Annotated in this window: 27 protein-coding genes; 17 read left to right on the plus strand and 10 right to left on the minus strand. The window is 70.0% G+C overall.

Features of this window, described 5'->3' with window-relative positions:
• Positions 1-2: 2 nt before the first annotated feature.
• Positions 3-773 carry a class I SAM-dependent methyltransferase gene (locus AC3RXZ_RS05295; protein ID WP_491493352.1) on the minus strand — a complete coding sequence of 257 codons (771 nt, stop codon included), beginning with the start codon at positions 771-773 and terminating at the stop codon, positions 3-5.
• Between the two features lie 59 nt (positions 774-832).
• On the opposite strand from AC3RXZ_RS05295, the gene AC3RXZ_RS05300 reads away from it, so the two are divergent.
• Both AC3RXZ_RS05300 and AC3RXZ_RS05305 read left to right on the plus strand, forming a co-directional pair.
• Positions 833-1,423, plus strand: coding sequence for a 3'-5' exonuclease (locus tag AC3RXZ_RS05300; RefSeq protein WP_243224733.1), 591 nt, complete (start codon positions 833-835; stop codon positions 1,421-1,423).
• Between the two features lie 156 nt (positions 1,424-1,579).
• The gene (locus AC3RXZ_RS05305; protein WP_491493353.1) at positions 1,580-2,863 is read left to right on the plus strand and encodes a DNA recombination protein RmuC; all 1,284 of its coding nucleotides are present in this window, start codon (positions 1,580-1,582) and stop codon (positions 2,861-2,863) included.
• A gap of 8 nt (positions 2,864-2,871) precedes the next feature.
• Here the strand turns inward: AC3RXZ_RS05305 and AC3RXZ_RS05310 are convergent, their stop codons facing one another.
• Positions 2,872-3,186: a hypothetical protein gene (locus AC3RXZ_RS05310; protein ID WP_243224731.1), complete on the minus strand. Its 315-nt coding sequence runs from the start codon at positions 3,184-3,186 to the stop codon at positions 2,872-2,874.
• A 115-nt stretch (positions 3,187-3,301) separates the two neighbouring features.
• Positions 3,302-4,288 carry a class II fructose-bisphosphatase gene (gene glpX / locus AC3RXZ_RS05315; RefSeq protein ID WP_491493354.1) on the minus strand — a complete coding sequence of 329 codons (987 nt, stop codon included), beginning with the start codon at positions 4,286-4,288 and terminating at the stop codon, positions 3,302-3,304.
• A gap of 183 nt (positions 4,289-4,471) precedes the next feature.
• Here glpX and fbaA point away from each other — a divergent pair, with 183 nt between their 5' ends.
• On the plus strand, positions 4,472-5,500 hold the full coding sequence (gene fbaA / locus AC3RXZ_RS05320) for a class II fructose-bisphosphate aldolase (protein WP_243224729.1): 1,029 nt from the start codon (positions 4,472-4,474) through the stop codon (positions 5,498-5,500).
• A gap of 66 nt (positions 5,501-5,566) precedes the next feature.
• Here fbaA and AC3RXZ_RS05325 read toward each other — a convergent pair whose 3' ends face one another.
• Positions 5,567-6,814, minus strand: coding sequence for a hypothetical protein (locus AC3RXZ_RS05325; RefSeq protein WP_491493355.1), 1,248 nt, complete (start codon positions 6,812-6,814; stop codon positions 5,567-5,569).
• A 93-nt stretch (positions 6,815-6,907) separates the two neighbouring features.
• On the opposite strand from AC3RXZ_RS05325, the gene AC3RXZ_RS05330 reads away from it, so the two are divergent.
• Positions 6,908-7,096 carry a DUF1918 domain-containing protein gene (locus AC3RXZ_RS05330; protein ID WP_308220829.1) on the plus strand — a complete coding sequence of 63 codons (189 nt, stop codon included), beginning with the start codon at positions 6,908-6,910 and terminating at the stop codon, positions 7,094-7,096.
• 11 nt (positions 7,097-7,107) lie between these two features.
• Here AC3RXZ_RS05330 and AC3RXZ_RS05335 read toward each other — a convergent pair whose 3' ends face one another.
• Both AC3RXZ_RS05335 and AC3RXZ_RS05340 read right to left on the minus strand, forming a co-directional pair.
• Positions 7,108-7,617: a DUF6264 family protein gene (locus AC3RXZ_RS05335; protein ID WP_491493356.1), complete on the minus strand. Its 510-nt coding sequence runs from the start codon at positions 7,615-7,617 to the stop codon at positions 7,108-7,110.
• Positions 7,618-7,880: 263 nt separating this feature from the next.
• Positions 7,881-8,921: a 4-hydroxy-3-methylbut-2-enyl diphosphate reductase gene (locus AC3RXZ_RS05340; protein WP_243226145.1), complete on the minus strand. Its 1,041-nt coding sequence runs from the start codon at positions 8,919-8,921 to the stop codon at positions 7,881-7,883.
• Positions 8,922-9,014: 93 nt separating this feature from the next.
• On the opposite strand from AC3RXZ_RS05340, the gene xseA reads away from it, so the two are divergent.
• Genes xseA through AC3RXZ_RS05365 form a run of 5 tightly spaced genes read left to right on the plus strand, consistent with a single transcriptional unit; the run spans position 9,015 to position 13,271 of the window.
• Positions 9,015-10,292, plus strand: a complete 1,278-nt coding sequence (gene xseA / locus AC3RXZ_RS05345) for an exodeoxyribonuclease VII large subunit (RefSeq protein ID WP_491493357.1) — start codon at positions 9,015-9,017, stop codon at positions 10,290-10,292.
• A 36-nt stretch (positions 10,293-10,328) separates the two neighbouring features.
• Positions 10,329-10,559, plus strand: coding sequence for an exodeoxyribonuclease VII small subunit (locus AC3RXZ_RS05350; protein WP_243224725.1), 231 nt, complete (start codon positions 10,329-10,331; stop codon positions 10,557-10,559).
• Positions 10,556-11,203, plus strand: a complete 648-nt coding sequence (locus AC3RXZ_RS05355) for a DUF4245 family protein (RefSeq protein ID WP_491493358.1) — start codon at positions 10,556-10,558, stop codon at positions 11,201-11,203. The genes AC3RXZ_RS05350 and AC3RXZ_RS05355 overlap by 4 nt, the downstream gene beginning before the upstream one ends.
• Positions 11,200-11,874 carry a carbonic anhydrase gene (locus tag AC3RXZ_RS05360; RefSeq protein ID WP_491493359.1) on the plus strand — a complete coding sequence of 225 codons (675 nt, stop codon included), beginning with the start codon at positions 11,200-11,202 and terminating at the stop codon, positions 11,872-11,874. The genes AC3RXZ_RS05355 and AC3RXZ_RS05360 overlap by 4 nt, the downstream gene beginning before the upstream one ends.
• Positions 11,871-13,271: a class II fumarate hydratase gene (locus AC3RXZ_RS05365; RefSeq protein ID WP_491493360.1), complete on the plus strand. Its 1,401-nt coding sequence runs from the start codon at positions 11,871-11,873 to the stop codon at positions 13,269-13,271. Before AC3RXZ_RS05360 ends, AC3RXZ_RS05365 begins: the two co-directional genes overlap by 4 nt.
• Before the next feature lie 99 nt (positions 13,272-13,370).
• Here AC3RXZ_RS05365 and phoH2 read toward each other — a convergent pair whose 3' ends face one another.
• The 3 genes from phoH2 to AC3RXZ_RS05380 all read right to left on the minus strand — a co-directional run bounded on the left by phoH2 (position 13,371) and on the right by AC3RXZ_RS05380 (position 16,827).
• Positions 13,371-14,720, minus strand: a complete 1,350-nt coding sequence (gene phoH2 / locus AC3RXZ_RS05370) for an RNA 5'-3' helicase PhoH2 (RefSeq protein WP_243224722.1) — start codon at positions 14,718-14,720, stop codon at positions 13,371-13,373.
• Positions 14,721-14,880: 160 nt separating this feature from the next.
• Complete coding sequence (locus AC3RXZ_RS05375; RefSeq protein WP_491493361.1) at positions 14,881-16,008, minus strand: aminotransferase class V-fold PLP-dependent enzyme; 1,128 nt, start codon at positions 16,006-16,008, stop codon at positions 14,881-14,883.
• A 36-nt stretch (positions 16,009-16,044) separates the two neighbouring features.
• Positions 16,045-16,827, minus strand: coding sequence for an isoprenyl transferase (locus AC3RXZ_RS05380; RefSeq protein ID WP_243224720.1), 783 nt, complete (start codon positions 16,825-16,827; stop codon positions 16,045-16,047).
• A gap of 94 nt (positions 16,828-16,921) precedes the next feature.
• Here AC3RXZ_RS05380 and trhA point away from each other — a divergent pair, with 94 nt between their 5' ends.
• From trhA to AC3RXZ_RS05415, 7 genes are all read left to right on the plus strand, one after another.
• Entirely contained in the window at positions 16,922-17,656 is a 735-nt protein-coding gene (trhA, locus tag AC3RXZ_RS05385) for a PAQR family membrane homeostasis protein TrhA (RefSeq protein ID WP_243224719.1), read from the plus strand.
• A gap of 101 nt (positions 17,657-17,757) precedes the next feature.
• Positions 17,758-18,606 carry a MetQ/NlpA family ABC transporter substrate-binding protein gene (locus tag AC3RXZ_RS05390; protein WP_243224718.1) on the plus strand — a complete coding sequence of 283 codons (849 nt, stop codon included), beginning with the start codon at positions 17,758-17,760 and terminating at the stop codon, positions 18,604-18,606.
• Complete coding sequence (locus AC3RXZ_RS05395; protein WP_491493362.1) at positions 18,606-19,652, plus strand: methionine ABC transporter ATP-binding protein; 1,047 nt, start codon at positions 18,606-18,608, stop codon at positions 19,650-19,652. Before AC3RXZ_RS05390 ends, AC3RXZ_RS05395 begins: the two co-directional genes overlap by 1 nt.
• Positions 19,649-20,308 (plus strand): methionine ABC transporter permease, encoded by a 660-nt coding sequence (locus tag AC3RXZ_RS05400; protein ID WP_491493363.1) that lies wholly within the window; start codon positions 19,649-19,651, stop codon positions 20,306-20,308. The genes AC3RXZ_RS05395 and AC3RXZ_RS05400 overlap by 4 nt, the downstream gene beginning before the upstream one ends.
• Positions 20,305-21,483: a pyridoxal phosphate-dependent aminotransferase gene (locus tag AC3RXZ_RS05405; protein WP_491493364.1), complete on the plus strand. Its 1,179-nt coding sequence runs from the start codon at positions 20,305-20,307 to the stop codon at positions 21,481-21,483. Before AC3RXZ_RS05400 ends, AC3RXZ_RS05405 begins: the two co-directional genes overlap by 4 nt.
• A 9-nt stretch (positions 21,484-21,492) precedes the next feature.
• Positions 21,493-21,966, plus strand: coding sequence for an S-ribosylhomocysteine lyase (locus tag AC3RXZ_RS05410; protein WP_243224714.1), 474 nt, complete (start codon positions 21,493-21,495; stop codon positions 21,964-21,966).
• Positions 21,967-22,734 carry an SDR family NAD(P)-dependent oxidoreductase gene (locus AC3RXZ_RS05415; RefSeq protein ID WP_243224713.1) on the plus strand — a complete coding sequence of 256 codons (768 nt, stop codon included), beginning with the start codon at positions 21,967-21,969 and terminating at the stop codon, positions 22,732-22,734.
• 11 nt (positions 22,735-22,745) lie between these two features.
• Here AC3RXZ_RS05415 and AC3RXZ_RS05420 read toward each other — a convergent pair whose 3' ends face one another.
• Entirely contained in the window at positions 22,746-23,027 is a 282-nt protein-coding gene (locus AC3RXZ_RS05420) for a hypothetical protein (protein ID WP_243224712.1), read from the minus strand.
• A gap of 68 nt (positions 23,028-23,095) precedes the next feature.
• Here AC3RXZ_RS05420 and AC3RXZ_RS05425 point away from each other — a divergent pair, with 68 nt between their 5' ends.
• The gene (locus tag AC3RXZ_RS05425; RefSeq protein ID WP_243224711.1) at positions 23,096-23,482 is read left to right on the plus strand and encodes a DUF4307 domain-containing protein; all 387 of its coding nucleotides are present in this window, start codon (positions 23,096-23,098) and stop codon (positions 23,480-23,482) included.
• Positions 23,483-23,533: the final 51 nt, after the last annotated feature.

The raw sequence follows: 23,533 nt of genomic DNA on the forward strand, positions 1-23,533 counted from the left end.
GTCTACCCGCGCAGGACCCCGGAACTCCGCGCGCCATCGCGCACCGTCCGGAAGGCGCGTGTGACGTACGGAAGCTCGATCTCGGCATCGCCGTGAAGGTCGAGCTCGTCGAACAACGCGTCCATCTCCCGCCGGATGCGAGCTCTCTCCTCCTCCGATGCCGTGATGACGTAGCTGCGGGACTGCGCCATGCTGTGCAGCCGGTCGCGCGTCATGGCCCGCGACCACTCCCCCTCCCACGTCTCGAGGCCTCGGAACGGATCCGCGACCTCGGGTCCGGATCCGGACAACATCTCCTCGGCGGCGCTGCCGTGCATGATCTCCGTCAGCCGCCGGACCCAGGTCGTCCGCTCATCGCGGACGTTCCAGATGAGCCCCAGAACGCCGCCCGGGCGCAGCACCCGCCCGATCTCCCGCGAGGCCCGTGTGACATCGACCCAATGCCAGGCCTGCCCCAGCACGACCGCGTCGACGCTTCCGTCTGGGAGCGGGAGGCTCTCGGCGGTGCCGGTGAAGGTCGGCACTCCTGGGAGGTTCTGCCGCAGTTGCGCGAGCATCTCGGCATCCGGATCGATCGCGACGACTTCGGCGTCCGGCGCCTTCACGAGCAGACGGGTCAGTTTGCCGGTGCCGGCTCCGACGTCGGCGACGCGACGCGATCCCGGCGACAGCGGCTCGAGCATCCACGCCACAGCATCGAACGGGTAATCCGGACGGCCGGCCTCGTAGCTCACGGCTTCTGCGCCGAAGGATGTCGCCCGCGAATCGCTCATGTCGCCAGCCTACGGCGAGCCTGCGACAACGTTCCGAGGTGTCGGGAGACAGTGAACTCGTGCCCCTGGATTTCACTGCGATCGACTTCGAGACGGCGAACTCCAGCCCCGCATCCGCCTGCTCGGTCGGGCTCGTGCGCGTGCGCGGCGGCGAGGTCGTCGCCGTCGCCGGCTGGCTGATCCGGCCACCCGCAGGGCACGACGACTTCCAGGAGTGGAATGTCCGCATCCACGGGATCCGCCCCGAGGACGTCTCCGGCGCGGCCACCTGGCCGGAGCAGTTCGACCGGCTCTGCGCCTTCGCCGGCGCCGACGTCCTCGTCGCGCACAACGCGGGCTTCGACCTGAACGTCCTGCGGCGGGCCTCCGCGGCGACGGGGCTGGACTGCCCGCCGTACCGGTCGCTGTGCAGCCTGCAGGTCGCCCGCAAGACCTATCAACTGGACTCCTACCGCCTGCCCAAGGCCGCCGCGGCCGCCGGCTTCGCCGAGTTCTCCCACCACGACGCTCTCGCCGACGCCCGCGCGTGCGCGCAGATCGTGATCGACGCCGCGCGTCGCGTCGGCGCGGCGGACGTGGAGACCCTCGCGTCCGCCCTCGGCGTGCGCGTGACCGAGCCCGTCACCACGCCCGAGCGCGCCGTGGCGTGACGCAGCAGCCGTCACCTCGGTCGAGCACCCGACGAGTGCACGGCTTGCCGCCGCAGGAACGGCTCGTCCGCATCGCCTGGACGTCCGTTCGACGGGATGCCGTGCAGTCGGCGCGCGGGGTCGGTCCGTGTCGGTGGTCCGGAGCACACTGAGGACATGGATGCCGCGCTCATCGTTCTCCTCGTCATCGTCGCCCTCGCCGCCGGCGTCGGGGTCGGCTGGTTCGCGCGCGCCGCGCGCGGTTCGGCCGCGCTCGCACGCGCCGCGGCCGAGCTGGCGGCCGCACGCGACGAGCGCGATCGTCAGTACGACCTGTATCGGGATGCCGTGGAGCACGCCAGGGCGCAGCAGACGGCCGAGGCCGCGCGCATCCAGCAGCAGAACGCGGTGCTCACGGCACTCGCGCCGGTGCGCGAGTCCCTGCAGCAGATGCAGCACAAGGTCGCTTCCCTCGAACAGGAGCGCCACGCGCAGTTCGGGTCGCTCGCCGAGCAGCTGCGGCGTGCACAGGAGTCCGACGAGGCGCTGCGCGCGACCACGGAATCCCTCGCCGGCGCCCTGCGCTCCAGTGCGACACGGGGCGTGTGGGGTGAGACCCAGCTGCGCCGGGTCGTCGAGGCCGCAGGCCTCACGCGGCACGTCGACTTCGACCTGCAGACGACGATCTTCTCCGATCGAGGACAGGGCCGTCCCGACATGGTGATCCGCCTCGCGGGCGGTGCGTCGATCGCGGTGGACGCGAAGGTCCCGCTCGACGCCTATCTCGAGGCCAGCGCTCTCGGCATCGGCGAGAAGGACGAGGCCGCGCGCCGTTCGCTCATGCAGAAGCACGTGAAGGCGGTGCGCGCCCACGTCGACGCGCTGTCCAAGAAGGCCTACTGGTCCGGCTTGGAATCCAGCCCGGAGTTCGTCATCTGCTTCCTGCCCAACGAGTCGCTCCTCGCGGCCGCGATCGATGAGGATCCGACGCTTCTCGACCATGCCTTCGGCAGGCGCGTCGCCCTCGCCTCCCCCGTGAACCTCTGGGCCGTGCTGAAGACGGTCGCCTACACGTGGACGCAGCAGGAGGTCTCCGCCGAGGCGAAGACGCTGCTCGCGCTCGGGACTCAGCTCTACGAACGCCTCGGCACGCTGGCCGGGCATGCCGACGACCTCCGCCGCGCCCTGGAGCGCACGGTGGACAGCTACAACCGGTTCGCCGGCTCGCTCGAGAGCCGCGTCCTGGTCACCGCCCGGCAGTTCCCCGGCATCGACGCGAGCACGCTCGACGGCTCCCCCGGGGCGGTCACCGGTTCGCCGCGTCGCCTCACGGCTCCGGAGCTGGTCTCGGGTTCGGAAACGGCGGTCGACGGTTCCGCCGAACTCGGGTCACCCGCGGCATTGCGCGCGGACGTCGGCGAGGTCCGGGCGCGACTGGGCGGAGAAGGTCCCTTGCGGTGAGCGGAAGCTCAGGCGCCGCCGGGCACCCAGCTGAGCAGCGCGATCACGAGGCCCGAGGTCACGACGAAGGCGCCGATCATCCACCAGGGGCTGAGTTCATGGCCCTCGTCGCGGCGCACACGGAAGAGCACATCGGCGCGACGGGACGGGTCCTGCGCGATTCCGGTGCGCGCTGCGGCCGCCGTCTGGGCGGACGCCGCGGCGCCGTCGGGGCGAGAGGTCGATCCGAGGGTGCCGTCCGGGTTCACCCGGAGGATGCGGCCGGTGGCCGTCGTGACCACCTTCGGGGCGGCCTTCTCACTGCCAGTGTGCTGCGTGCTCATCGCTCGTCCTCCTCCGGCCGCGCCTCGGTCGAGGAGCGACAGCAGATCCTGCCCCATTCTGCCAGGCTCTGCTGAGAATGTCGGGACCGGCGGCTCTACCGTCGGGTTTCCGCCGTCACAGCCACTTCGAGACGAGATGCTCGCTGGCGATGCGACGCAGGGTCCCGGACGCACCGCGCAGGACCACGGACTCGGTGTACACGTACCCGCCCTCGCGGCGGACGCCCGCGACGAGCTGGCCGTCCGTCACGCCGGTCGCGACGAAGATCGTGTTGTTCCCCTGTACGAGGTCATCCGCCTCGTAGACCTTGTCCATCTCCAGCCCTGCGTCGATGCCCCGCTGACGCTCCTCGTCGTCTCGAGGCCAGAGCCGCCCCTGGATGTGACCGCCCAGCGCCTTGATCGCGCACGCCGTCACGATGCCCTCCGGGCTGCCGCCGACCCCGACGCACATGTCGGTGCGGGCGCCGTGCCGCGCGGCGTTGATGCCGCCGGCCACATCCCCGTCGCTCATCAGTCGCGTGCCCGCTCCGGCATCCCGGATCTCCTGGATGAGCTGCTCGTGACGCGGCCGGTTGAGCACGGAGACGACGATCTCGTCGACGGGCTTGCCCAGTGCCGCCGAGAGCCGCCGGATGTTCTCTCCGATCGGGAGCCGGATGTCGACCACACCGACACCCGCCGGCCCGGTCACGAGCTTGTTCATGTAGAAGACGCTGGAGGCGTCGAGCATCGTGCCTCGATCGGACACCGCGATCACCGACAGCGCGTTCTGGCGCCCGGCCGCTGTGAGCGACGTGCCATCGATCGGATCGACGGCGATGTCGCACGCGGGTCCGCGCCCCGTGCCGACGACCTCGCCGTTGAAGAGCATGGGCGCGTTGTCCTTCTCGCCCTCTCCGATGACGACCTGACCCTGGAAGTCCACCGTCCCGAGGAAAGCGCGCATGGCATCCACGGCTGCTCCGTCGGCAGCCTCCTTCGCCCCGCGACCGATGAACGGCACGGCACGGATCGCCGCGGCCTCGGTCGCGCGCACGAGCTCCAGCGCGAGGTTGCGGTCGGGACGCAGGGGGCTCAGATCGGCCGTCAGACTCACCATGCGGTCAGCCTAGCCAGCAGATAGGCCGAAACAGCCCGAGTTTCCGCTCGGAGGCTGCGAAGGAATCGCAATTCTTAACAGCGGTGAAGAGCGGGAGGTCCGCCTACGACGCCGGCCACGGCATCCACGGCGTCCGGCGATAGAGTGACTGCTGTCCCGGCTTCATCTATCGCAGGAGTTCCCATGCCCGTCGCCACTCCGGAACAGTACGCAGAAATGCTCGACCGCGCGAAGGCCGGTGGCTTCGCGTATCCGGCGTTCAACGTCTCCAGCTCCCAGACCATCAACGCCGTCCTCCAGGGCCTGACCGAGGCCGGCTCGGACGGCATCATCCAGGTCACCACGGGCGGGGCGGACTACTTCGCCGGCCACACTGTCAAAGCCCGCGCCACCGGTGCCCTCGCGTTCGCCCGCTACGCGACCGAGGTCGCGAAGAACTACCCGATCACCGTCGCGCTGCACACCGACCACTGCCCCAAGGACGCGCTCGCCGGCTTCGTCGAGCCGCTCATCGCCGCATCCGAGGAAGAGGTCAAGGCCGGTCGCAACCCGATCTTCCAGTCCCACATGTGGGACGGCTCGGCCGTCCCCCTCGCGGAGAACATCGAGATCGCGAAGGACCTGCTCCCGCGCATGAAGAACATCAACGCGATCCTCGAGGTCGAGATCGGCGTCGTCGGCGGCGAGGAGGACGGCGTCGCGCATGAGGGATCCAACGACGCCCTGTACACGACGTTCGCCGACGTCGACGCGGCCGTCCAGGCGCTGGGGCTCGGCGAGCAGGGCCGCTACATCGCCGCCCTCACCTTCGGCAACGTGCACGGCGTCTACAAGCCGGGCGGTGTGAAGCTGCGTCCCGAGCTGCTCGGCGAGATCCAGGCCGAGGTGGCGGCGAAGTACGGCACGGGACCGAAGCCCCTGGACCTGGTCTTCCACGGCGGCTCGGGTTCGACCGACGAGGAGATCGCGCTCGCGGTCGCCAACGGCGTCATCAAGATGAACATCGACACCGACACGCAGTACGCCTACACCCGCGCGATCGCCGACTACATGTTCAAGAACTACGACGGTGTCCTGAAGGTCGACGGCGAGGTGGGCAACAAGAAGCAGTACGACCCGCGCGCCTGGGGCAAGATCGCGGAGTCCGCGATGGCCGCCCGCGTCGTCGAGTCCACCCGCCAGCTGGGCAGCCACGGCCAGTCCCAGAGCTGACGCCCTGTCGGACGCCCGCACGACGACGCCCCCGCTTCCGAGCGGGGGCGTCCGTCGTCCAGTGACTCAGCGTCTGCGCCGCAGACGCGTGATCACCACGGCCGCGTCCCCGAGGGCGTCGAGCATCGCCAGGATGCCGACACCTCGCGCGATTCCGCGGAACCGCCTGGTCGCCCACAGCCCCAGCACGAACTCACCGACGCCGATGACCAGGCCGAGCGCCGGCCGGCGCCGCACGGCGCCCGCCAGGCGCTGCCACGGCGTGTTCCGTCGCGTCAGCGGGGCCAGCTCGCCGAAGCCCGCGACGAGCAGTTCCCACACGGCCCGCCACCAGCCCGCCGGCTCGAAGCGCCGCGCGCCGGGGTCGGTCTCGTCGAAGGCGCGCTCGATCAGTTCCTGCGGGATGCCGAACGCGGCCAGGAACGCGCTCCGCCGCTGCTCCTCGCCGGTGATGCCGCCCAGGGACTCTGCGATGAGCGCACGGTGCGCGGCATCCACGTCCAGCCGGGTGTGCGCGGCGATGCCGGCCAGCTCATCGCGCGTGCCGTCCCCCTCCGTCAGCAGACGCCGGTACACCTCAGCCGTCTCCGCAACCGTGATCGCGTCGAGGTCGAGGACGGGCTGCGTGTCGCGTTCGGCATCCGGCCAGAACGGCACCGCACCCGATCCGGCCGCGACCTCGATCCATCCGCCGCCGTCATCGGTGCGATTGACCTCGATGACCGGCAGTTCGGCCTTCGACGACACCCACCCCGCGGTCGGCTCGGCCGTGCGGAAGCGCTGCAGCGACCACACTCCCGACTCGAGATGATCCACCGGGGTCCGGTTCGCCTCGGCGAGCAGTCGCGCCACCGCCGGGCCGCGGTGCGAGAAGGCGGCCACACGCACCGGCACGGGATCGAACGACGACAGGTCGATGTCGACCTCGTCCTCGTCGTCTTCCTCGTCCGCCTCCACCGCCGTCGTGCCGTCGAACTCGGCCTCGAACTCCTCGAAGCCGTCGTCGACGGGCGCATCGTCGGCATCGATCCAGAGATTCAGTCCGGCATCCGCGAACGCCTCGCGCAGCGCCGCCGCCGTCATGCTCGTCTCGATCGCGTCCTGCGCGGACAGGGTGAGGACCCGCCCGTCGTCGGTCAGCGCGATGGCGAGGTCGCCGGCATCCTGGAGGTCCCAGGTCGCCGTGGCGTCCCGGACGGCGGCGAGCACGCGCAGGCGGGACAGCACCTCGCGCGCGGCGCCTCGCGGATCGGAGCCGTCGCCGCGGTCGACGGAGGCGTACGAGAGCTGAACGCCGAAACTGTTGTGAAGCACGCCTTCGACAGTACCCGCCACCCGCTTGCCATGCCCGGCTGCGCGGAGGATCGTGGAATCAACGGCGACCGCCGAGACAGGAACGGAGGTGGGATGATGCACGCACAGCCCGGCGATCATCTGATCGTCGAAGGACGCACCGACAGCACGCCCCGACGCGAGGGCACGATCCTCGAGGTGCACGGAGACGACGGTGCGCCGCCGTACCTCGTGCGCTGGGACGACGGCCACGAAGGCGTGCTCTTCCCCGGCTCGGACGCGCACATCCGCTCGCACGCCTGATCGGCCGGGGGTCAGACCCCGCCGGGCTGCAGGTACTGCACGAAGGCGGGATCGGACAGCATCGGGACCATGATGCAGACGGTGACCACGATCATCGTCGCGACCGCGCCGACGATCGGCACCCACCACGAGCGCTTCCGTGCGCGGAGGCGCCGGAACGCCACGAGCACCGTCAGCGCATAACCGAGAACGAGCACCAGGGCGGCGATCCCGCCCCACAGCCGCCCCTGCGCGAAGTTCGTGAACTCGCCCTCGATGCCGAGGATGCTCATGCTCTGCTCCAGCACGGTGGGCAGATCGAGATAGGCGATCGCCGTCATCACGACGTTGACGAGGCCGTAGGCGAGCAACGCGATCGTGACGATCCGATCGACGGCGCCGGGGCGGGCAGCGGGCGTCGGGGCGGGAGCGGGTGAGGGAGCAGGTGCCACGGGCGCCGCTTCCACCGGCGGAAGCCCGGCGCGCAGGCGCTGCTCCTCCGGGGTCGCGTACTCGCCGTATCGGGGCTGCTGGTCGCTCATCCCGTCATGCTAGCCATCGGAGTTCGGTGCGCTTCCCAGGAAGACCCGGGACGAAGGCCGTAGAAGCGCCCCGGGAGACGGCGACGGCCCCGGGGAGCGGGGACACCCCGGGGCCGCAGACGCGAGCGCTGGGACGCTCCCGCCGGAAGCACCGAGCGCTGGGGACGCGTCGGCACCTGTAGCGCCCAATGCGCGGCGGCTACGGTTCCATCGTAGGAACAGTGTCCGCTCGGGTCCAGCCCGCGCGGCTCATCGACCTCGGGTCATGCGCCGGCGGCCGGGGCACGGCCGCCGAGGGCGCGCGCATCCCGCTGTCCGGCGGCATCCTGGCGCAGCTCCTTGGGCAAGGAGAACATCAGATCCTCCTCGGCCGTGCGCACCTCCTGCACGTCGGCGTAGCCGGCGCCGTTCAGCGCTTCCAGGACCTCCTGGACGAGCACCTCGGGGACGGACGCGCCGCTGGTGACGCCGACCGTCTCGACGCCGTCGAGCCACTCCTGCTTGACCTCGTCGGCGTAGTCCACCCGGTACGCCGCCTTGGCTCCGTACTCAAGGGCGACCTCGACGAGTCGCACGCTGTTGGACGAGTTCGCCGATCCCACGACGATCACGAGGTCGGCCTCGGCGGCCACCTTCTTGATCGCGACCTGGCGGTTCTGCGTCGCGTAGCAGATGTCGTCCGACGGCGGGTTCTGCAGTTCGGGGAAGCGCGTGCGCAGACGGTTGACCGTCTCCATCGTCTCGTCCACGGACAGCGTCGTCTGCGACAGCCAGACCACCTTGGACGGGTCGCGCACCTCGACCGTGTCCGCCTCCTCGGGCGAGTTCACGATCGTGACGTGCTCGGGCGCCTCACCGGCTGTCCCCTCGACCTCCTCGTGCCCGTCGTGGCCGATGAGCAGGATCTCGAAGTCGTTCTTGGCGAACCGCACCGCCTCGCGGTGCACCTTGGTGACCAGGGGGCAGGTCGCGTCGATCGCGTGGAGGCCGCGATCGGATGCCGCGTTCACGACGGCCGGGGACACGCCGTGCGCGCTGAAGACGACATGAGCCCCTTCCGGGACTTCGTCGACCTCGTCGACGAAGATCGCGCCCTTCGCCTCGAGCTCCGTGACGACATGGATGTTGTGCACGATCTGCTTGCGCACGTACACCGGAGCGCCATAGCGCTCGAGCGCCTTCTCCACGGCCACGACCGCCCGGTCGACGCCGGCGCAGTATCCCCGGGGAGCGGCCAGCAGCACGCGCTTGCGTCCGGGGACCGGGTTATCCTGAAGCGCGACCCGCCGCGGAACGCGCGGCATGGCGAGGGGAACGGCTGTCTGGCTCACCCCTCGAGTCTACGGCGCGCAGATGGGACGAGGCTGGGTGCGCGAGCAGCGGAGAGGAGGAGCCCGATGACCGTCTTCGAGGCAGCGTCCGTGCCCGGCGAGGCGCCTCCCGCGGACGCCGTGGCGCCGAAGGACTCCACAGCGGACGCCCCCACCTCGGTCGCCCGCCTGAACACGACCATCCGCGATTTCGTGGCGCGCTGGAACACGGTCTGGGTCGAGGGTGAGATCACGTCCTGGAACCTGCGGGCCGGCAATGTGTTCGCCCGACTGAAGGACACCCGTTCGGATGCCCAGATCTCGCTGCGCATCTGGTCGAGTGTGCGCGCGCGCATCCCCTCCGACCTCGGGGTCGGCGACCACGTCGTCGCAGCGGTCAAGGCGGACTACTTCGTCAAGGCGGGCGATTTCAGCTTCACCGTGTCCGCCATGAAGCACGTCGGTCTGGGCGATCAGCTCGAGCGCTTGGAGAAACTGCGCGTCCAGTTGCGCCAGGAGGGACTGTTCGACCCCGCCCGCAAGAAGCCGCTCCCGTTCCTGCCGCATGTCATCGGCCTCATCACGGGCGAGCGCTCGGATGCCGAGAAGGACGTGCACCGCAACGCCGAACTGCGCTGGCCGGCCGTGCGATTCCGCACCGAGTACGCCGCCGTCCAGGGCGACCGCTGCGTTCCCGACACTCTCGCGGCACTGAAGAGACTGGATGCCGACCCCGAGGTCGACGTCATCATCATCGCCCGCGGGGGCGGCGACCCGCAGACACTCCTGGGGTTCAGCGACGAGCGCCTCGTCCGCGCGGTGGCCGCGGCATCCACGCCGGTCGTGTCGGCGATCGGGCACGAGAACGATCACCCGCTGCTCGACGACGTCGCCGACCTGCGCGCCTCGACGCCGACGGATGCCGCCAAGCGCGTGGTCCCGGATGTCGGCGAGCAGCGCTCGCTGATCGTCCAGCTGCGCGCACGGGCGACGAGCCGGGTGATGCAGCGCGTCTCGCACGACATCGCCCAGCTCGAGCAGCTGCGCTCGCGCCCCGTGCTGCGCTCCCCCGCGCACATCGTCGATGGTCGCGCCCAGGAGCTGCTGTTGCTCGCCGCCCGCGGACGGGACGCCGTCACGCGGCAGCTGGATGACGCCGGGCGACGGACCGGGGAGCTGCGCGCCTCGCTGCGCGCCCTGTCGCCCGCCGCGACGCTCGCCCGGGGATACGCCATCGCTCACCGGGAGGGCGGTGTCATCCTGCGCGATGCGGCCGAGGCTCCCGCCGGGACGGCGCTGACGCTCACGCTCGACCGCGGGTCGGTGGCCGCGCGCTCCGAGGGCGAGGTCCCCGAGGACGCCTGAATCGGCCGGCATCCGCGGGCGACGTAGGATGGAGGCGTGACCGCCCCCATCGACACCCCTGTGGAATCACTGTCGTTCGAGGCCGCTCGGGACGAGCTCGTCCGCGTCGTCGCAGAGCTCGAGCAGGGCGCCCCGACGCTGGAGCAGTCACTCGCCCTGTGGGAGCGCGGTGAGGCCCTCGCTGCGCGCTGCGAGGAGTGGCTGCTCGGCGCGAAGCGCCGGCTGGATGCCGCGCGGGCGGCGGCATCCGACGAGGACGAGTCGTGAGCCGCAAGTCCGGCGCACCGGTCGTCGCAGAGCTCGGGCGTCCGGAGACGCCGGAGGAGACGGCGACCCGCAAGGCCGCGTCCAGTCAGGCCTATCGCTCCAGTCAGACCTTCCGGCACCTGATCGCGGCGCTGATCCTGACGCTCGGCGTCGTCGCCGTCATCGTCTTCGCCGTCCCGCGCGGCGAGCCCGCCGCACGGGACGACATCGACGTCGCCGCCATCGCCGCCGACGTCGAGACCAGCATGGACGGCCCTGCCCTCATCCCCGAGCTGGACGACTTCTGGCGCGTGAACGCCGCGGAGCTCACCGGCGGCGCGACCGTCGTCTGGAACATCACGGTGGCCCCGGCGGACGAGGAGGAGCGCGGGTTCATCCGCATCGCGCAGGCCTTCGACGCCGACGCCTCCTGGGCGCCGCAGATGCTGGACGGCTTCGCCTCCACCTCGACCGTGACCATCGACGGCCGCGAGTGGGACGTCTACGACATCGGCGATCGCGGCTCCGCCAACGTCAGCTACGCCCTGGGCACGCAGGCGGGTTCCGATTACGTGCTGCTGTTCGGCTCCCGCTCCCCCGAGTCCACCGCCGGGCTCGCGGAATCCCTGAGTCCCCAGATCACGACCCTCGAGGAGGCCGAATGACCACGCTGACCCCGACCCAGGCCTGGCAGGAGATGCTGGACGGCAACCGGCGGTTCGTCGCCGATGAGCCCCGGCATCCGAACCAGAACGTCGAGAAGCGCCATGAGCTCGCCGAGGGGCAGAGCCCGATGGCCACCCTGTTCGGATGCTCGGATTCCCGTCTCGCAGCCGAGATCATCTTCGACAAGGGCCTCGGCGACCTGTTCGTGGTCCGCAACGCCGGCCAGGTCATCGGCGAGTCGATCGTCGGCAGTCTGGAGTACGCGGTCGAGGTGCTGCGCGTCCCCCTGATCGTCGTGCTCGCGCACGACTCGTGCGGTGCCGTGCGCGCCGCGATCGACGGCACGGCCATCGACGCCGCACCGCTCCCGCCGCACATCTGGAAGCTCATCGCCCCGATCATCCCGGCCGCGCGCAAGGTGCTCGCCGAGAACGGCGGCTCCTCCCCCGACGACATCGACGCCGAGCTGGTCGGCCGCGAGCACCTGCGCAACACGGTCGCCAACCTGCTGCAGTCCTCGGAGCTGATCAGCGACGCCGTGGCCGAGGGACGACTCGGCATCGTCGGCGCGAACTACCGCCTCGCTGAGGGCACGGCCGTGCCCGTCATCACGGTGGGGATCGACACCGGGAGCACAGGCGCTCCCGCAACCCAGGAGGGATCGAAGTGACCGAGACTCAGACCGAGTACCGCATCGAGCACGACACGATGGGCGAGGTCCGCGTGCCGGCGAACGCGCTCTACGGCGCGCAGACGCAGCGCGCGGTGGAGAACTTCCCGATCTCCGGCACGGGCCTCGAGTCCGCTCAGATCGCGGCGCTCGCCCGGATCAAGAAGGCCGCAGCCCTCGCGAACAAGGAGCTCGGCACCCTTGACCCCGGCATCGCGGATGCGATCGCGGCCGCGGCCGACCAGGTCGCCTCGGGCGCGCACGACGGCGAGTTCCCGGTCGACACCTACCAGACCGGTTCCGGAACGTCCTCGAACATGAACATGAACGAGGTCCTCGCGACGCTGGCCACCGGCATCCTCGGCTCCGCGGTGCACCCGAACGACCACGTCAACGCCTCGCAGTCGTCGAACGACGTGTTCCCGACCTCGGTGCACATCGCGGTCACGCAGGCGCTCATCGACACGCTCATCCCCTCGCTCGACCACCTGGCCGTCGCGCTCGAGGCCAAGGCCGAGCTGTGGAAGGACGCCGTCAAGTCCGGGCGCACGCACCTCATGGATGCCACGCCGGTCACCCTCGGCCAGGAGTTCGGCGGCTACGCCCGCCAGATCCGGCTGGGCATCGAGCGCGTGCAGTCGGCGCTCCCCCGCGTCGCCGAGGTGCCGCTGGGCGGCACCGCCGTCGGAACCGGCATCAACACGCCGCTCGGCTTCCCGCAGAAGGTCATCGCGCTGCTCGCCGCCGAGACCGAGCTGCCGATCACCGAGGCCAAGGACCACTTCGAGGCGCAGGCGAACCGTGACGGCCTCGTCGAGACGTCCGGAGCCCTGCGCACCATCGCCGTGTCGCTGACGAAGATCAACAACGACCTGCGCTGGATGGGCTCGGGTCCCAACACCGGACTCGGAGAGCTGCACATCCCGGACCTCCAGCCCGGGTCCTCGATCATGCCCGGCAAGGTCAACCCGGTCGTCCCCGAGGCCGTGCTCATGGTGTGCGCACGCGTGATCGGCAACGACGCGACCGTGGCGTGGGCCGGGGCATCGGGCTCGTTCGAGCTCAACGTCGCGATCCCCGTCATGGGTACCGCACTGCTGGAGTCGATCCGTCTGCTCGCGAACGCCTCGCGCGTCCTCGCGGACAAGACGATCGACGGACTGCAGGCCAACACCGAACGCGCCGCCGCCTTCGCGGGCATGAGCCCGTCGATCGTGACACCGCTGAACAAGCTCATCGGGTACGAGGCCGCGGCGAAGATCGCCAAGCACGCGGTCGCGAAGGGCATCACCGTCCGGGACGCCGTGATCGACCTGGGTTACGTCGAGCGCGGTGAGCTGACCGAACAGCAGCTGGACGAGAAGCTCGACCTGCTGAGCATGACGCACCCGGGCTGACCCGCCGGCCACCACTTCGGGGGCCGACACGCCAGATGCCGGACAGAAACGTCGCAGACGTCCGACAAGTGGCGTGTCGGCCCCCGATGTGGACCGCGGTCAGCTGAGCTCGCCGCCCTCCAGCAGCTCCGTCACGAGCGCGGCGATCGCAGAGCGCTCCGAGCGCGTCAGCGTCACGTGCCCGAACAGGTCGTGCCCCTTCAGCGTCTCGATCACGCTCGCGATCCCGTCGTGACGTCCGACCCGCAGATTGTCGCGCTGGCCGACGTCGTGTGTGAGCACGACGCGGGAGTTCTGCCCCATCCGGCTGAGCACGGTCAGCAGCACGTTGCGTTCCAGCGACTGCGCCTCATCCACGATCACGAAGGCGTCGTGCAGCGAGCGCCCCCGGATGTGGGTGAGCGGCAGGACCTCGAGGATGCCGCGGTCCACGACCTCCTCCAGCACGTTGCCCGAGACCACCGAACCGAGGGTGTCGAACACGGCCTGACCCCACGGGTTCATCTTCTCGCCCTGGTCGCCGGGAAGGTAGCCGAGCTCCTGCCCGCCTACGGCGAACAGCGGCCGGAAGACGATGATCTTCTTCTGCTGCTGCCGCTCGAGCACGGCTTCGAGTCCCGCGCACAGCGCCAGCGCCGACTTACCCGTTCCGGCGCGTCCGCCGAGCGAGACGATGCCCACGTCGGGGTCGAGCAGCAGGTCGATCGCGATGCGCTGCTCGGCGGAGCGGCCGTGCATCCCGAAGATCTCGCGGTCCCCGCGGACCAGCTTGTACTCGCCGTCGCTGGTGACGCGCCCGAGCGCAGAGCCGCGCTCGGAGTGGATGATGAGGCCGGTGTTCACGGGAAGCCCGACGGCCTCGTCGCTTGCTCCGACCTCGCTCTCGTAGAGGTCGGCCATGTCGTCCCCCGAGAGGTTCAACGTGGAGATCCCCGTCCAGCCCGAGTCGACGGCCTGCTCGGCGAGGTACTCCTCCGCCTGGAGTCCCAGGGAAGCGGCCTTCACACGCATGGGCAGGTCCTTGGAGACGATGGTGACGTCCTGGCCGTCCTGCGCGAGGTGCATCGCGACGGCGAGGATACGGCTGTCGTTGTCGCCGAGACGGATGCCGCTGGGCAGTACTTCTCCATTGGTGTTGTTGAGCTCCACCCGCAGGGTGCCGCCCTCACCGATCGGCACGGGGAAGTCCAGCCGACCGTGCTCGATGCGCAGCTCGTCGAGGTGGCGCAGCGCCTGACGGGCGAAGTAGCCGATCTCGGGGTCGTGCCGCTTGCCTTCGAGTTCGGTGATCACCACCACCGGGAGCACGATCGAGTGCTCGGCGAAGCGGAAGAACGCCTGCGGATCGCTGAGCAGGACCGAGGTGTCGAGCACATAGGTCCGCAGATCCGTTTCCGGCTGCGATGCGGTGCTCTTGCGGGACTGCTGCTGCGCTGTACGTGTGGTCACGACCCACTCCCGACCCGGGACTGTCTCCCGGCTATTGCCTCGAGTCGACCTGGGCCACGAGTCGCGTACCTGAAGGCCGACTCGACCGGGCACCGTGCCCGATGCCTAGAAGGTACGACCGCCGGCGGGCGCGGAGCGGACTCGACACGCGACGGCGGCGTTAACCGCTGATGAACTTCTCCTCACCGATGCCCGCGATCGCCTCGTCCAGCATCCGCAGCGTGTCGGCCGTCGTGCCCGCATGCGGCGAGACGCGCACGGCGTCCCCGCGCGTGGTCGCGACCACGCCGGCGTTGGTGAGCGCCGCCGACAGCGGTGCCGGATGCTCCGGAGCGAGCGTCACGATGCCGGCGCGGCGTGCCCGTTCGCGCGGACTGCGCACCGGGATGCCGTGGCGATCGGCGATCTCGAGGATGGCATCCACGTGCCCGGCAACGGCCTCCTCGATGTTGCCGACGCCCGCGTCGCGGACGTCGCCGAGCCCGACGGCCAGCCGCGCGGCTGCGAGATGATCGGGGGCGCCTACCGTGTACGCCGACGCATCGGATGCCGGCGGCGGAAGCTCGTCGACCGGCAGGGGCCCGCCCACGCCGCCGAATCCGGACAGCACGGGCGCGATCCGCTCGCGCGCCGCCGGTGAGAACCGGGCGAAGCCGGTTCCGCGCCCGGACCGCAGCCACTTGTAGCCGTGTCCGACGAGGACGTCCGCGACCGCGTAGTCGTCCTCGACGATGCCGAACGACTGCACGGCGTCGACGATGAGCAGCCGGTCCGGTCCGATGACCTCTCGGAGGGCGGCGAGGTCGGCACGGTAGCCCGTGCGGAAGTCGACGTGGCTGACGGCGAGCGCCGTGACGTCGTCGTCGAGGGCTTCGGCGACGGCATCCGGAGTGACGTGTCCGTCCTCCGGCGAGATCCAGCGGGCGGACAGCCGGTCCTGCGACGCCTGCGCTGCCCGCTCGAGCGTCAGGGCGATGCTCGGGAACTCGGCGCGGGAGGCGATCACCGCTCCGGTTGATCCGTAGAAGGCGTGCATCAGGCCGTAGGTCGCCGAGGGCTGCACCGTCAGCTCCGCCTCGTCGGCGCCGAGCAGCTCCGCGGCGGTCTGCTTCGCTTGCGCGACGCGGTCGACGACCAGGGCGAGGGACGACGGACGTCCGCTGCCGAGCAGGTCCGCGTCGGCGAACACCTCGGCTCGCACGGAGGGCGACAGCGGACCGTTCGCGGCCCAGTTCAGGTATCCGGGCTCGGCGTCGAAGGTGGCGAGGAAATCATCGAAAGCGCTCACCGGCTCATCCTGTCACGGGCGCTGCGTGCGCGGGGATCAGCGTCCGAAACGGCGGTCGCGGCCCGCATAGTCGCGGATGGCCCGCAGGAAGTCGACCTCGCGCAGGTCCGGCCCGAGTGCCTCCACGAAGTAGAACTCGCTGTGCGCGCTCTGCCACAGCAGGAAGTCGCTGAGGCGCTGCTCTCCGCTGGTGCGGATCACGAGGTCCGGGTCCGGCTGCCCCGTGGTGTAGAGGTGCTCGCCGATCATCTCCGGCGTCAGCTGGTTCGCGAGGTCCTCCAGCGTCCCCCCGGACGCGTTGTGGTGGGCGATGATGCTGCGCACGGCGTCGACGATCTCATTGCGCCCGCCGTATCCGACCGCGAGGTTCACATGAAGCCCGGTGTGGCCACTGGTGCGCTCCTCGGCATCCGCGAGTACGCGCGCGAGCTCCGCCGGGAGGATGTCAGCGCGGCCGACGTGCTTGACACGCCAGTTCGGTTCCCGCGACAGCGCGTCGGCGAGCTCGGCGATGATCTCGATGAGATCGGCGATCTCGCGGGAGTCGCGCTTGAGCAGGTTGTCGCTGGAGAGGAGGTACAGCGAGACGACGGGGATGCCCAGATCATCGCACCAGCCGAGGAACTCCCGCATCTTCGCGGCGCCGGCACGATGCCCCTCGGCCGCGGACCCGAGTCCGAGCTGCCGCGCCCAGCGACGGTTGCCGTCGATCATCATGGCGACGTGATGGGGAACCGGAGCGGACTCCAGCTGTCGGCGCAGCCGCCGGCCGTAGAGCCGGTACAGCGGCCCCCGGCCTTCGCTCGCGCGTGCGTTCACGTGCCTACGCTACCGTGCGGCCACTCAGCGCGTGCTGTGCGATCACCCAGGATATGTACTGCCGACGGAATGCGCCGCGTCCTAGAGTGAGCACGTGAGCCGACGCGCAGCCAAGACCCCTGACGTCCCCCAGCTGCCGCTGCTCGATGCGGCGGCCGTCGACGCGAACGTCGAGATCAAGCCCTCCTGGCGGGGCTGGATCCACGCGGGCACGTTCCCGGTCGCGATCGCCGCGGGTGTCGTGCTCATCGTGCTGGCCCAGGGCGCTCCGGCGAAGTGGTCCGCCGCGGTCTTCATGGCGACCTCGCTGCTGCTGTTCGGCAACTCCGCGGTCTACCACCGGTTCAACTGGGGTCCGCGGACGAAGATCGTGCTCAAGCGCATCGACCACGCCAACATCCTCCTGCTGATCGCCGGAACGTACACTCCGATCGCGACCCTGGCCCTCGAGCCGCAGAAGGGCGTCCTCCTCCTCGTCCTGGTCTGGAGCGGAGCCCTGCTCGGCATCCTGTTCCGGGTGTTCTGGATCAACGCGCCCCGGTGGCTCTACGTCGCTCTGTACCTGCTGCTCGGCTGGGCCGCCGTGATGTACATCGGCGACCTGCTGCAGGCGAACCTCGCCATGATGATCCTCGTGATCGTCGGAGGCCTGCTCTACACCGGCGGCGCGGTCGTCTATGCGCTGAAGAAGCCGAACCCCTGGCCAGGACATTTCGGATTCCACGAGATCTTCCACGTCTGCACCGTGCTGGCGTTCCTGTGCCACTGGACGGCCTGCCTGCTCATCGCGCTGCAGCCCTACTCCCCCTCGCTCGGGCTCCCGGGCTGAGCCGCGGACGGACACGCGACGTAACACGATGCGCTGTCCGGACAGGGGCGCGGATAACGTCGAGGAACACCCTTCCCGCCCCTCTCCCGGAGGTCTCCGTGATGCGCCGTCCCACTCGTCTCCTCGCCCTCGCAACCTCCGTGGCGGCCGCCGCCCTCCTCGCCGGCTGTGCATCGACGCCCGCGGAGAGCGCCGGCAGCGACTCGGGCGACGACACGACCATCACGATCGGCTTCAACCCCGGGCCCTACCTCGAGATGTTCCAGGGCGGAATCCAGCCCATCCTCGAGGCCGAGGGCTACACCATCGAGACGGCGGACTTCACCGACGGCGTGATCGTCAACGTCGCGCTCAGCGACGGCGAGATCGATGCCAACATCATGCAGCACACCGTCTACATGGACGCCATCAACGCCCAGGAGGGCCTGTCGAACGCGGCTCTCGTGCAGGTGCCGACTCCTCCCATGGGCCTGTTCGGCGGCAAGAAGGACTCGCTGGACGACCTGGGCACGGGGTCCTCGATCGCCGTTCCGAACCAGCCGTCCAATCAGTACCGCGCGCTCAAGGTCCTGGAGGGGCTCGACCTCATCACCCTCTCCGACACGATCGACCCGGCGACCGCGTCGCTGCAGGACGTGGTCGACAACCCGCACGACATCCAGTTCGTCGAGATGGAGAACGCGCAGCAGGTCGCCGCACTCCAGGACGTCGACTACAGCGTGATCCAGGGGAACTTCATCGTCTCCGGCGGCCTCGTGCTCACCGATGCGCTTGCCCTCGAGGACCTGACCGACGAGTTCTCGGTCATCGTCACGGTCGACGAGCAGAACGTCGACGCGGAGTGGGCGCAGGCGATCAAGGCCGCCTACGAATCGGACGAGTTCGCCGAGTTCATCGCGGCGGACGAGCAGTACGACGGGTACAACCTGCCGGCTGCCCAGGGCGACTGATGCCGGACGGCGGCTCAGCGCACGCGTCCGACGTCGCGGTCCGCTTCGAGGCCGTGACGCGGCGCTTCCCCGGAAGCGGTGCGGACCAGATCGCCCTCGACCGGGTCGACCTGACGATCGCCCGCGGTGACATCTTCGGTGTGATCGGGCACAGCGGCGCGGGAAAGAGCACGCTGATCCGGATGATCAACGCGCTCGAGGTCCCCACCGAGGGCGTCGTGCACGTGGACGGCGTGGACCTGGCGTCCCTGCCGGCCGCGCAGCTGCGCTCGGCGCGCAAGCGCACGGCCATGATCTTCCAGCAGTTCCAGCTGCTGGAGACGATCACGGTGCTCGAGAACGTCGCCCTTCCGCTGCGCCTGGACGGCGTCGGACGCCGAGAGGCGCATGCTCGGGCCGTCGAGGCCCTCGAGTTCGTCGGACTCGGAGAGCGCACGACCGCGTATCCCGGCCAGCTCTCCGGCGGCCAGAAGCAGCGGGTCGGCATCGCGCGGGCGATCGTCCGCAACCCCGCCGTCCTCCTGTGCGATGAGGCGACCAGCGCGCTGGACCCCTCCACGACGCAGCAGATCATCGACCTGCTGCGTCGCGTCAACCACGAGTACGGCACGACGATCTTCGTCGTCACGCACGAGATGGACGTCATCAAGGATCTGTGTCACTCGGTCGCCGTCATGTCGGAAGGACGCGTGGTCGAGCAGGGCTCGGTGATGGACGTCTTCCTCCAGCCGCGCACGCCCATCGCGCAGGCCTTCGTGAGCACGGTGATCCCGCAGGAGCTGCCGGAACGCGTCCGTCGCGCGGTCGGAGGGCATCCGCTCTGGCGGCTGCGCTTCCTCGACGACGAGGTGACGACGCCGATCGTGGGGACCCTGATCAGCGAGTTCGGCCTGCAGGTGAACATCCTGCACGCCGACATGACCGACATCCAGGACCGCACGGTGGGCCACATGATCATCCAGGTCGAGGGCTCACCAAGGCAGCAGGAGGAGGCGTTCGCGCACCTCGCAGAGCGCGTGGTCGGACTCGAGGAGGTCGTGCTGTGATCGACACGCTCATGACGCCCGAGCTGTTCCTCGAGGCGCTCGGCGAGACCCTCTACATGCTCGGCGTCGCGCTGTTCCTCGGCTCGATCCTCGGCATCCTGCTCGGCATCGCTGTGGTGGTCGTACGCCCGGGAGGAGTCCTCCCCAACCGCGTCGTGTCCTTCGTGCTGAACCTGTTCATCAACATCGTCCGATCGCTGCCGTTCATCATCCTGCTGGTGGCGATCCTGCCGTTCACCAGGCTCGTCGCCGGCACGTCGATCGGCGTGAACGGCGCGCTCGTCCCGCTGACGATCATGGTGGCGCCGTACATCGCGCGACTCGTGGAGAACTCGCTGCTCGACGTCCCTGAGGGCATCGTCGAGGCCGCGAAGGCGATGGGGGCGACACCGGTCCAGATCTTCACCCGGTTCCTGCTGCCCGAGGCGCGCGGCTCTCTCGTCCTGGCGCTGACGACGGCGACCATCGGCCTCCTCGACGCCACCGCGATGGCGGGCACGGTGGGTGCGGGCGGCATCGGCGACCTCGCGATCAGCTACGGCTATCAGCGCTTCGACGGCTTCACGATGCTGATCACCGTCATCGCGCTCGTGGTGATCGTCCAGCTCATCCAGCTCATCGGCACGCGGACTGCGCGCAGGCTGCGCCGTCGATGAGCACCGGCATCCGTCCGGCGGCCCGCGTCCGCGCGCTGCCCGAGAACTTCTTCGGCTCGCTGGATCGCGCGGTCGCCGACGCGAGGGCGCGCGGTGTGGACGTGATCGACGTGTCCAAGGGCGACCCGGACCTTCCGACGCCCGACGCCATCGTGGCATCGATGCGCGCCGCGGTGTCCGACGCGGGCAATCACGGTTATCCCGCCTACGCCGTGCGGCCGGCCCTCGCCGAGGCGATCGCGAAGCGGTACCGCGAGGATCACGGCGTCGATCTCGACCCCGACGTGCAGGTGGCCGCGTTTCATGGCTCGCACGAAGGCCTGATGGCCGCCGTGCTCTCCCTGGCGGATCCCGGGGACGTCGTGGTCGTCCCGGACCCCGGCTATCCCGCCTACCGCGGAGCAGCGGGCTTCGCCGGCGCTCGCCCGCATCCGGTTCCGCTGCCCTCGGCACTCGGGCATCAGCCGGACTTCGCATCCCTCGCGACGCTCGATCGCGCCGCCGTCCTCCTCCTGAACTATCCGCACAACCCCACCGGAGCCGTCGCGACGCGCACGACCTTCGAGCGCGCGGTCGCGGAGAGCACCAGGCTGGGCGCCGCGTTCGTCAACGACTTCGCCTACTCGTCGCTGGGGTTCTCCGCGCGCCCGCTTTCGGCGCTGACGGTGGATGCCGAGCGCACGGTCGAGGTCTCGACCCTGTCCAAGACCTACAACATGGCCGGCTGGCGAATCGGATACGCCGCGGGAGCGCCCGATCTCATCGCGGCGATGAGGGCCTACCAGGCACATGCGTTCAGCACGATCTTCGGAGCGACACAGGATGCCGCAGCCGCCGCCCTCGCCGGGGACCAGAGCGCCGCCGAGGCCCTCGTGGACACGTATCGCGCGCGGCGGGACCTCGTCGTCGACGGGCTCCGGCAGCAGGGATGGGACGTCGCGCCGTCGGACGGGACGTTCTTCATCTGGATCCGCGTCGGAGGCGATGACGTCGAGGTCGCCGCGCATCTGCTCGCGCACCACGGCGTCGCCGTGGCCCCGGGGAGCGGATTCGGCGAGCGCGGTCGCGGACGCATCCGTCTCGCCCTCGTGCACCCTCTCCCCCGCCTCGCCGACCTCGTCGCACGTCTCGCCGCCGCGCGACGTACACTCACCGCAACACCGAAACCCGTCTGAGGAGAACCCATGGCCGAAGTCGAGAGCTTCACGCTCGATCACACCGCCGTCCACGCGCCCTACGTGCGCCTCATCGCCACCGAGCGCGGCCCGAAGGGAGACGCGATCTCGAATTTCGACGTGCGCTTCGTGCAGCCCAACGAGGGCGAGATCCCCACCGCAGGCCTGCACACGATCGAGCACCTGCTCGCGAGCGTGCTGCGCGACCACCTCGACGGCGTCATCGACATCTCCCCGTTCGGCTGCCGCACCGGCTTCCACCTCATCACGTGGGGCGAGCCTTCCGTGGCGGACGTCGTCGCCGCCGTGAAGACCGGCCTGACGTTCATCGCGGAGCAGGCCGAGTGGCCGGATGTTCCCGGTGTCTCCGCGGTGGAATGCGGCAACTACCGCGACCACAGCCTGCACTCGGCCCGCGAGTGGTCCCGGCGCATCCTCGACGAGGGCATCAGCCTGGACGCGTTCGAGCGCGTGGGGGTCTGAGTGTTCGACGAGCTGCGCGATCGCGTCGTCCTCGTCACGGGCGGGGCCAGCGGGATCGGGGCGGGGATCGTGGAGGCCTTCCTCGGCGAGGGGTCCACGGTCGTCAGCGCCGACCTCTCCTTCCCGGACGGTCTTCGCGCCGCCGGGGAGAGGTCATGGACGATCCGGCTGGACGTCAGCGATGAGGATGCCGTCGACGCCGCCGTCTCGCAGATCGCCGAGACGATCGGCCTCGTCGACACGGTTGTCACCGCCGCCGGGACCTCGACGCTCGGCTTCGCGACGGAGACGACCTCGGCGCAGTGGGACCTGAACCTCGACGTCAACGCCAAGGGCTCGTTCCTGGTCGCCAAGCACGTCGCGAAGCGACTCGTCGAGGCCGGCCGCACGGGCCGGATCGTGTTCATCTCCAGCCAGGCGGGCAAGAACGGCTACCGCGGCATGACGGCCTACGTCGCCTCGAAGCACGCCGTGCTCGGGGTGACGAAGACCATGGCCACCGAGCTCGCACCACGAGGCATCACCGTCAACGCGATCTGCCCCGGCATCATCGAGACGCCGATGAAGCACCGCGAGCGCATCGAGGGCGGTGCGATCCGCGGGATGACCGCGGAGGAGGTCGCCGCCGAGGACCGCTCCCAGGTGCCGCTGGGGCGCACGGGGACGCCGCAGGACGTCGCGGGGGTCGCTCTGTTCCTCGCCAGCGATCTGGCCGGCTACATGACGGGTCAGGGCATCAACGTCACCGGCGGGATGACGATGCACTGAGCCGGGCGCGCTCAGCTGCGGTCGTCGTCCGCCCGCCGGTCGTCGTGCCGGTTCTCATCGTCCGGCGCCTCGTCCGCGCGAGCGGCGGCCTCCTCGGCATCCAGCTCGGCGCGCACCTCGTCGCGGTAGCGGACCCGGCGCACGCGGCGGTTCATGTCCCAGATCAGCAGCACGACGGCGATGACGAGGAGCACGACCGCGGCGAACCCGATGAACCCGGGCGTCACGGCATCCGGATCCACCGTCATCGTCGGAGTCGGCATCGGCGTCTCGGAGCCGAACAGAACCAGCATGTGGCCGCCTTTCCTGCGCAGGTCGCATAACCTGTAAGGACCAGCCTAACGACCGAAAGACCCTCCCCGTGACGACCGCCCAGGAACTCGATGACCGTTACGGACGCACGCGTCGGCGCCGGCTCCCCTGGATCGTCGGGATCGTGCTGGCGGTCGCCGTGGTCGGGTGGTTCTCGTGGTCGACGATCACGCAGTCGATGAACTCGGTGGACGCCGACGATCTGGGCTTCGAGGTGACCGACCAGTACTCCGTCGAGGTGCGCTTCCAGGTGAGCGGGGTGGCCGGGAAGGACATCGCGTGCGCCGTCGAGGCGCTTGACGAGGAGTTCGGCGTCGTCGGCTGGAGCATCGTCGAGATCCCGGCCTCCGACGAGCACTCCCGGGCGTTCACGGAACGGGTGCCCACGGTGGCCGAGGCGACCACCGGTTTGGTCAACTCCTGCTGGGTCGCATAGAATCGCCTCAGACAACTGACGCCCCGGCCCGATCGCCGGGGCGTCTTGGCA

Source organism: Microbacterium cucumeris (genome assembly GCF_058349845.2).

Excerpts from the sequence above, each read along its gene's own strand:
- AC3RXZ_RS05295 (WP_491493352.1), bottom strand. The coding sequence starts at position 773 with ATGAGCGATTCGCGGGCGACATCCTTCGGCGCAGAAGCCGTGAGCTAC.
- AC3RXZ_RS05305 (WP_491493353.1), top strand. The coding sequence starts at position 1,580 with ATGGATGCCGCGCTCATCGTTCTCCTCGTCATCGTCGCCCTCGCCGCC.
- AC3RXZ_RS05310 (WP_243224731.1), bottom strand. The coding sequence starts at position 3,186 with ATGAGCACGCAGCACACTGGCAGTGAGAAGGCCGCCCCGAAGGTGGTC.
- glpX (WP_491493354.1), bottom strand. The coding sequence starts at position 4,288 with ATGGTGAGTCTGACGGCCGATCTGAGCCCCCTGCGTCCCGACCGCAAC.
- fbaA (WP_243224729.1), top strand. The coding sequence starts at position 4,472 with ATGCCCGTCGCCACTCCGGAACAGTACGCAGAAATGCTCGACCGCGCG.
- AC3RXZ_RS05330 (WP_308220829.1), top strand. The coding sequence starts at position 6,908 with ATGATGCACGCACAGCCCGGCGATCATCTGATCGTCGAAGGACGCACC.
- AC3RXZ_RS05335 (WP_491493356.1), bottom strand. The coding sequence starts at position 7,617 with ATGAGCGACCAGCAGCCCCGATACGGCGAGTACGCGACCCCGGAGGAG.
- AC3RXZ_RS05340 (WP_243226145.1), bottom strand. The coding sequence starts at position 8,921 with ATGCCGCGCGTTCCGCGGCGGGTCGCGCTTCAGGATAACCCGGTCCCC.
- xseA (WP_491493357.1), top strand. The coding sequence starts at position 9,015 with ATGACCGTCTTCGAGGCAGCGTCCGTGCCCGGCGAGGCGCCTCCCGCG.
- AC3RXZ_RS05360 (WP_491493359.1), top strand. The coding sequence starts at position 11,200 with ATGACCACGCTGACCCCGACCCAGGCCTGGCAGGAGATGCTGGACGGC.
- AC3RXZ_RS05390 (WP_243224718.1), top strand. The coding sequence starts at position 17,758 with ATGCGCCGTCCCACTCGTCTCCTCGCCCTCGCAACCTCCGTGGCGGCC.
- AC3RXZ_RS05395 (WP_491493362.1), top strand. The coding sequence starts at position 18,606 with ATGCCGGACGGCGGCTCAGCGCACGCGTCCGACGTCGCGGTCCGCTTC.
- AC3RXZ_RS05405 (WP_491493364.1), top strand. The coding sequence starts at position 20,305 with ATGAGCACCGGCATCCGTCCGGCGGCCCGCGTCCGCGCGCTGCCCGAG.
- AC3RXZ_RS05410 (WP_243224714.1), top strand. The coding sequence starts at position 21,493 with ATGGCCGAAGTCGAGAGCTTCACGCTCGATCACACCGCCGTCCACGCG.
- AC3RXZ_RS05420 (WP_243224712.1), bottom strand. The coding sequence starts at position 23,027 with ATGCTGGTTCTGTTCGGCTCCGAGACGCCGATGCCGACTCCGACGATG.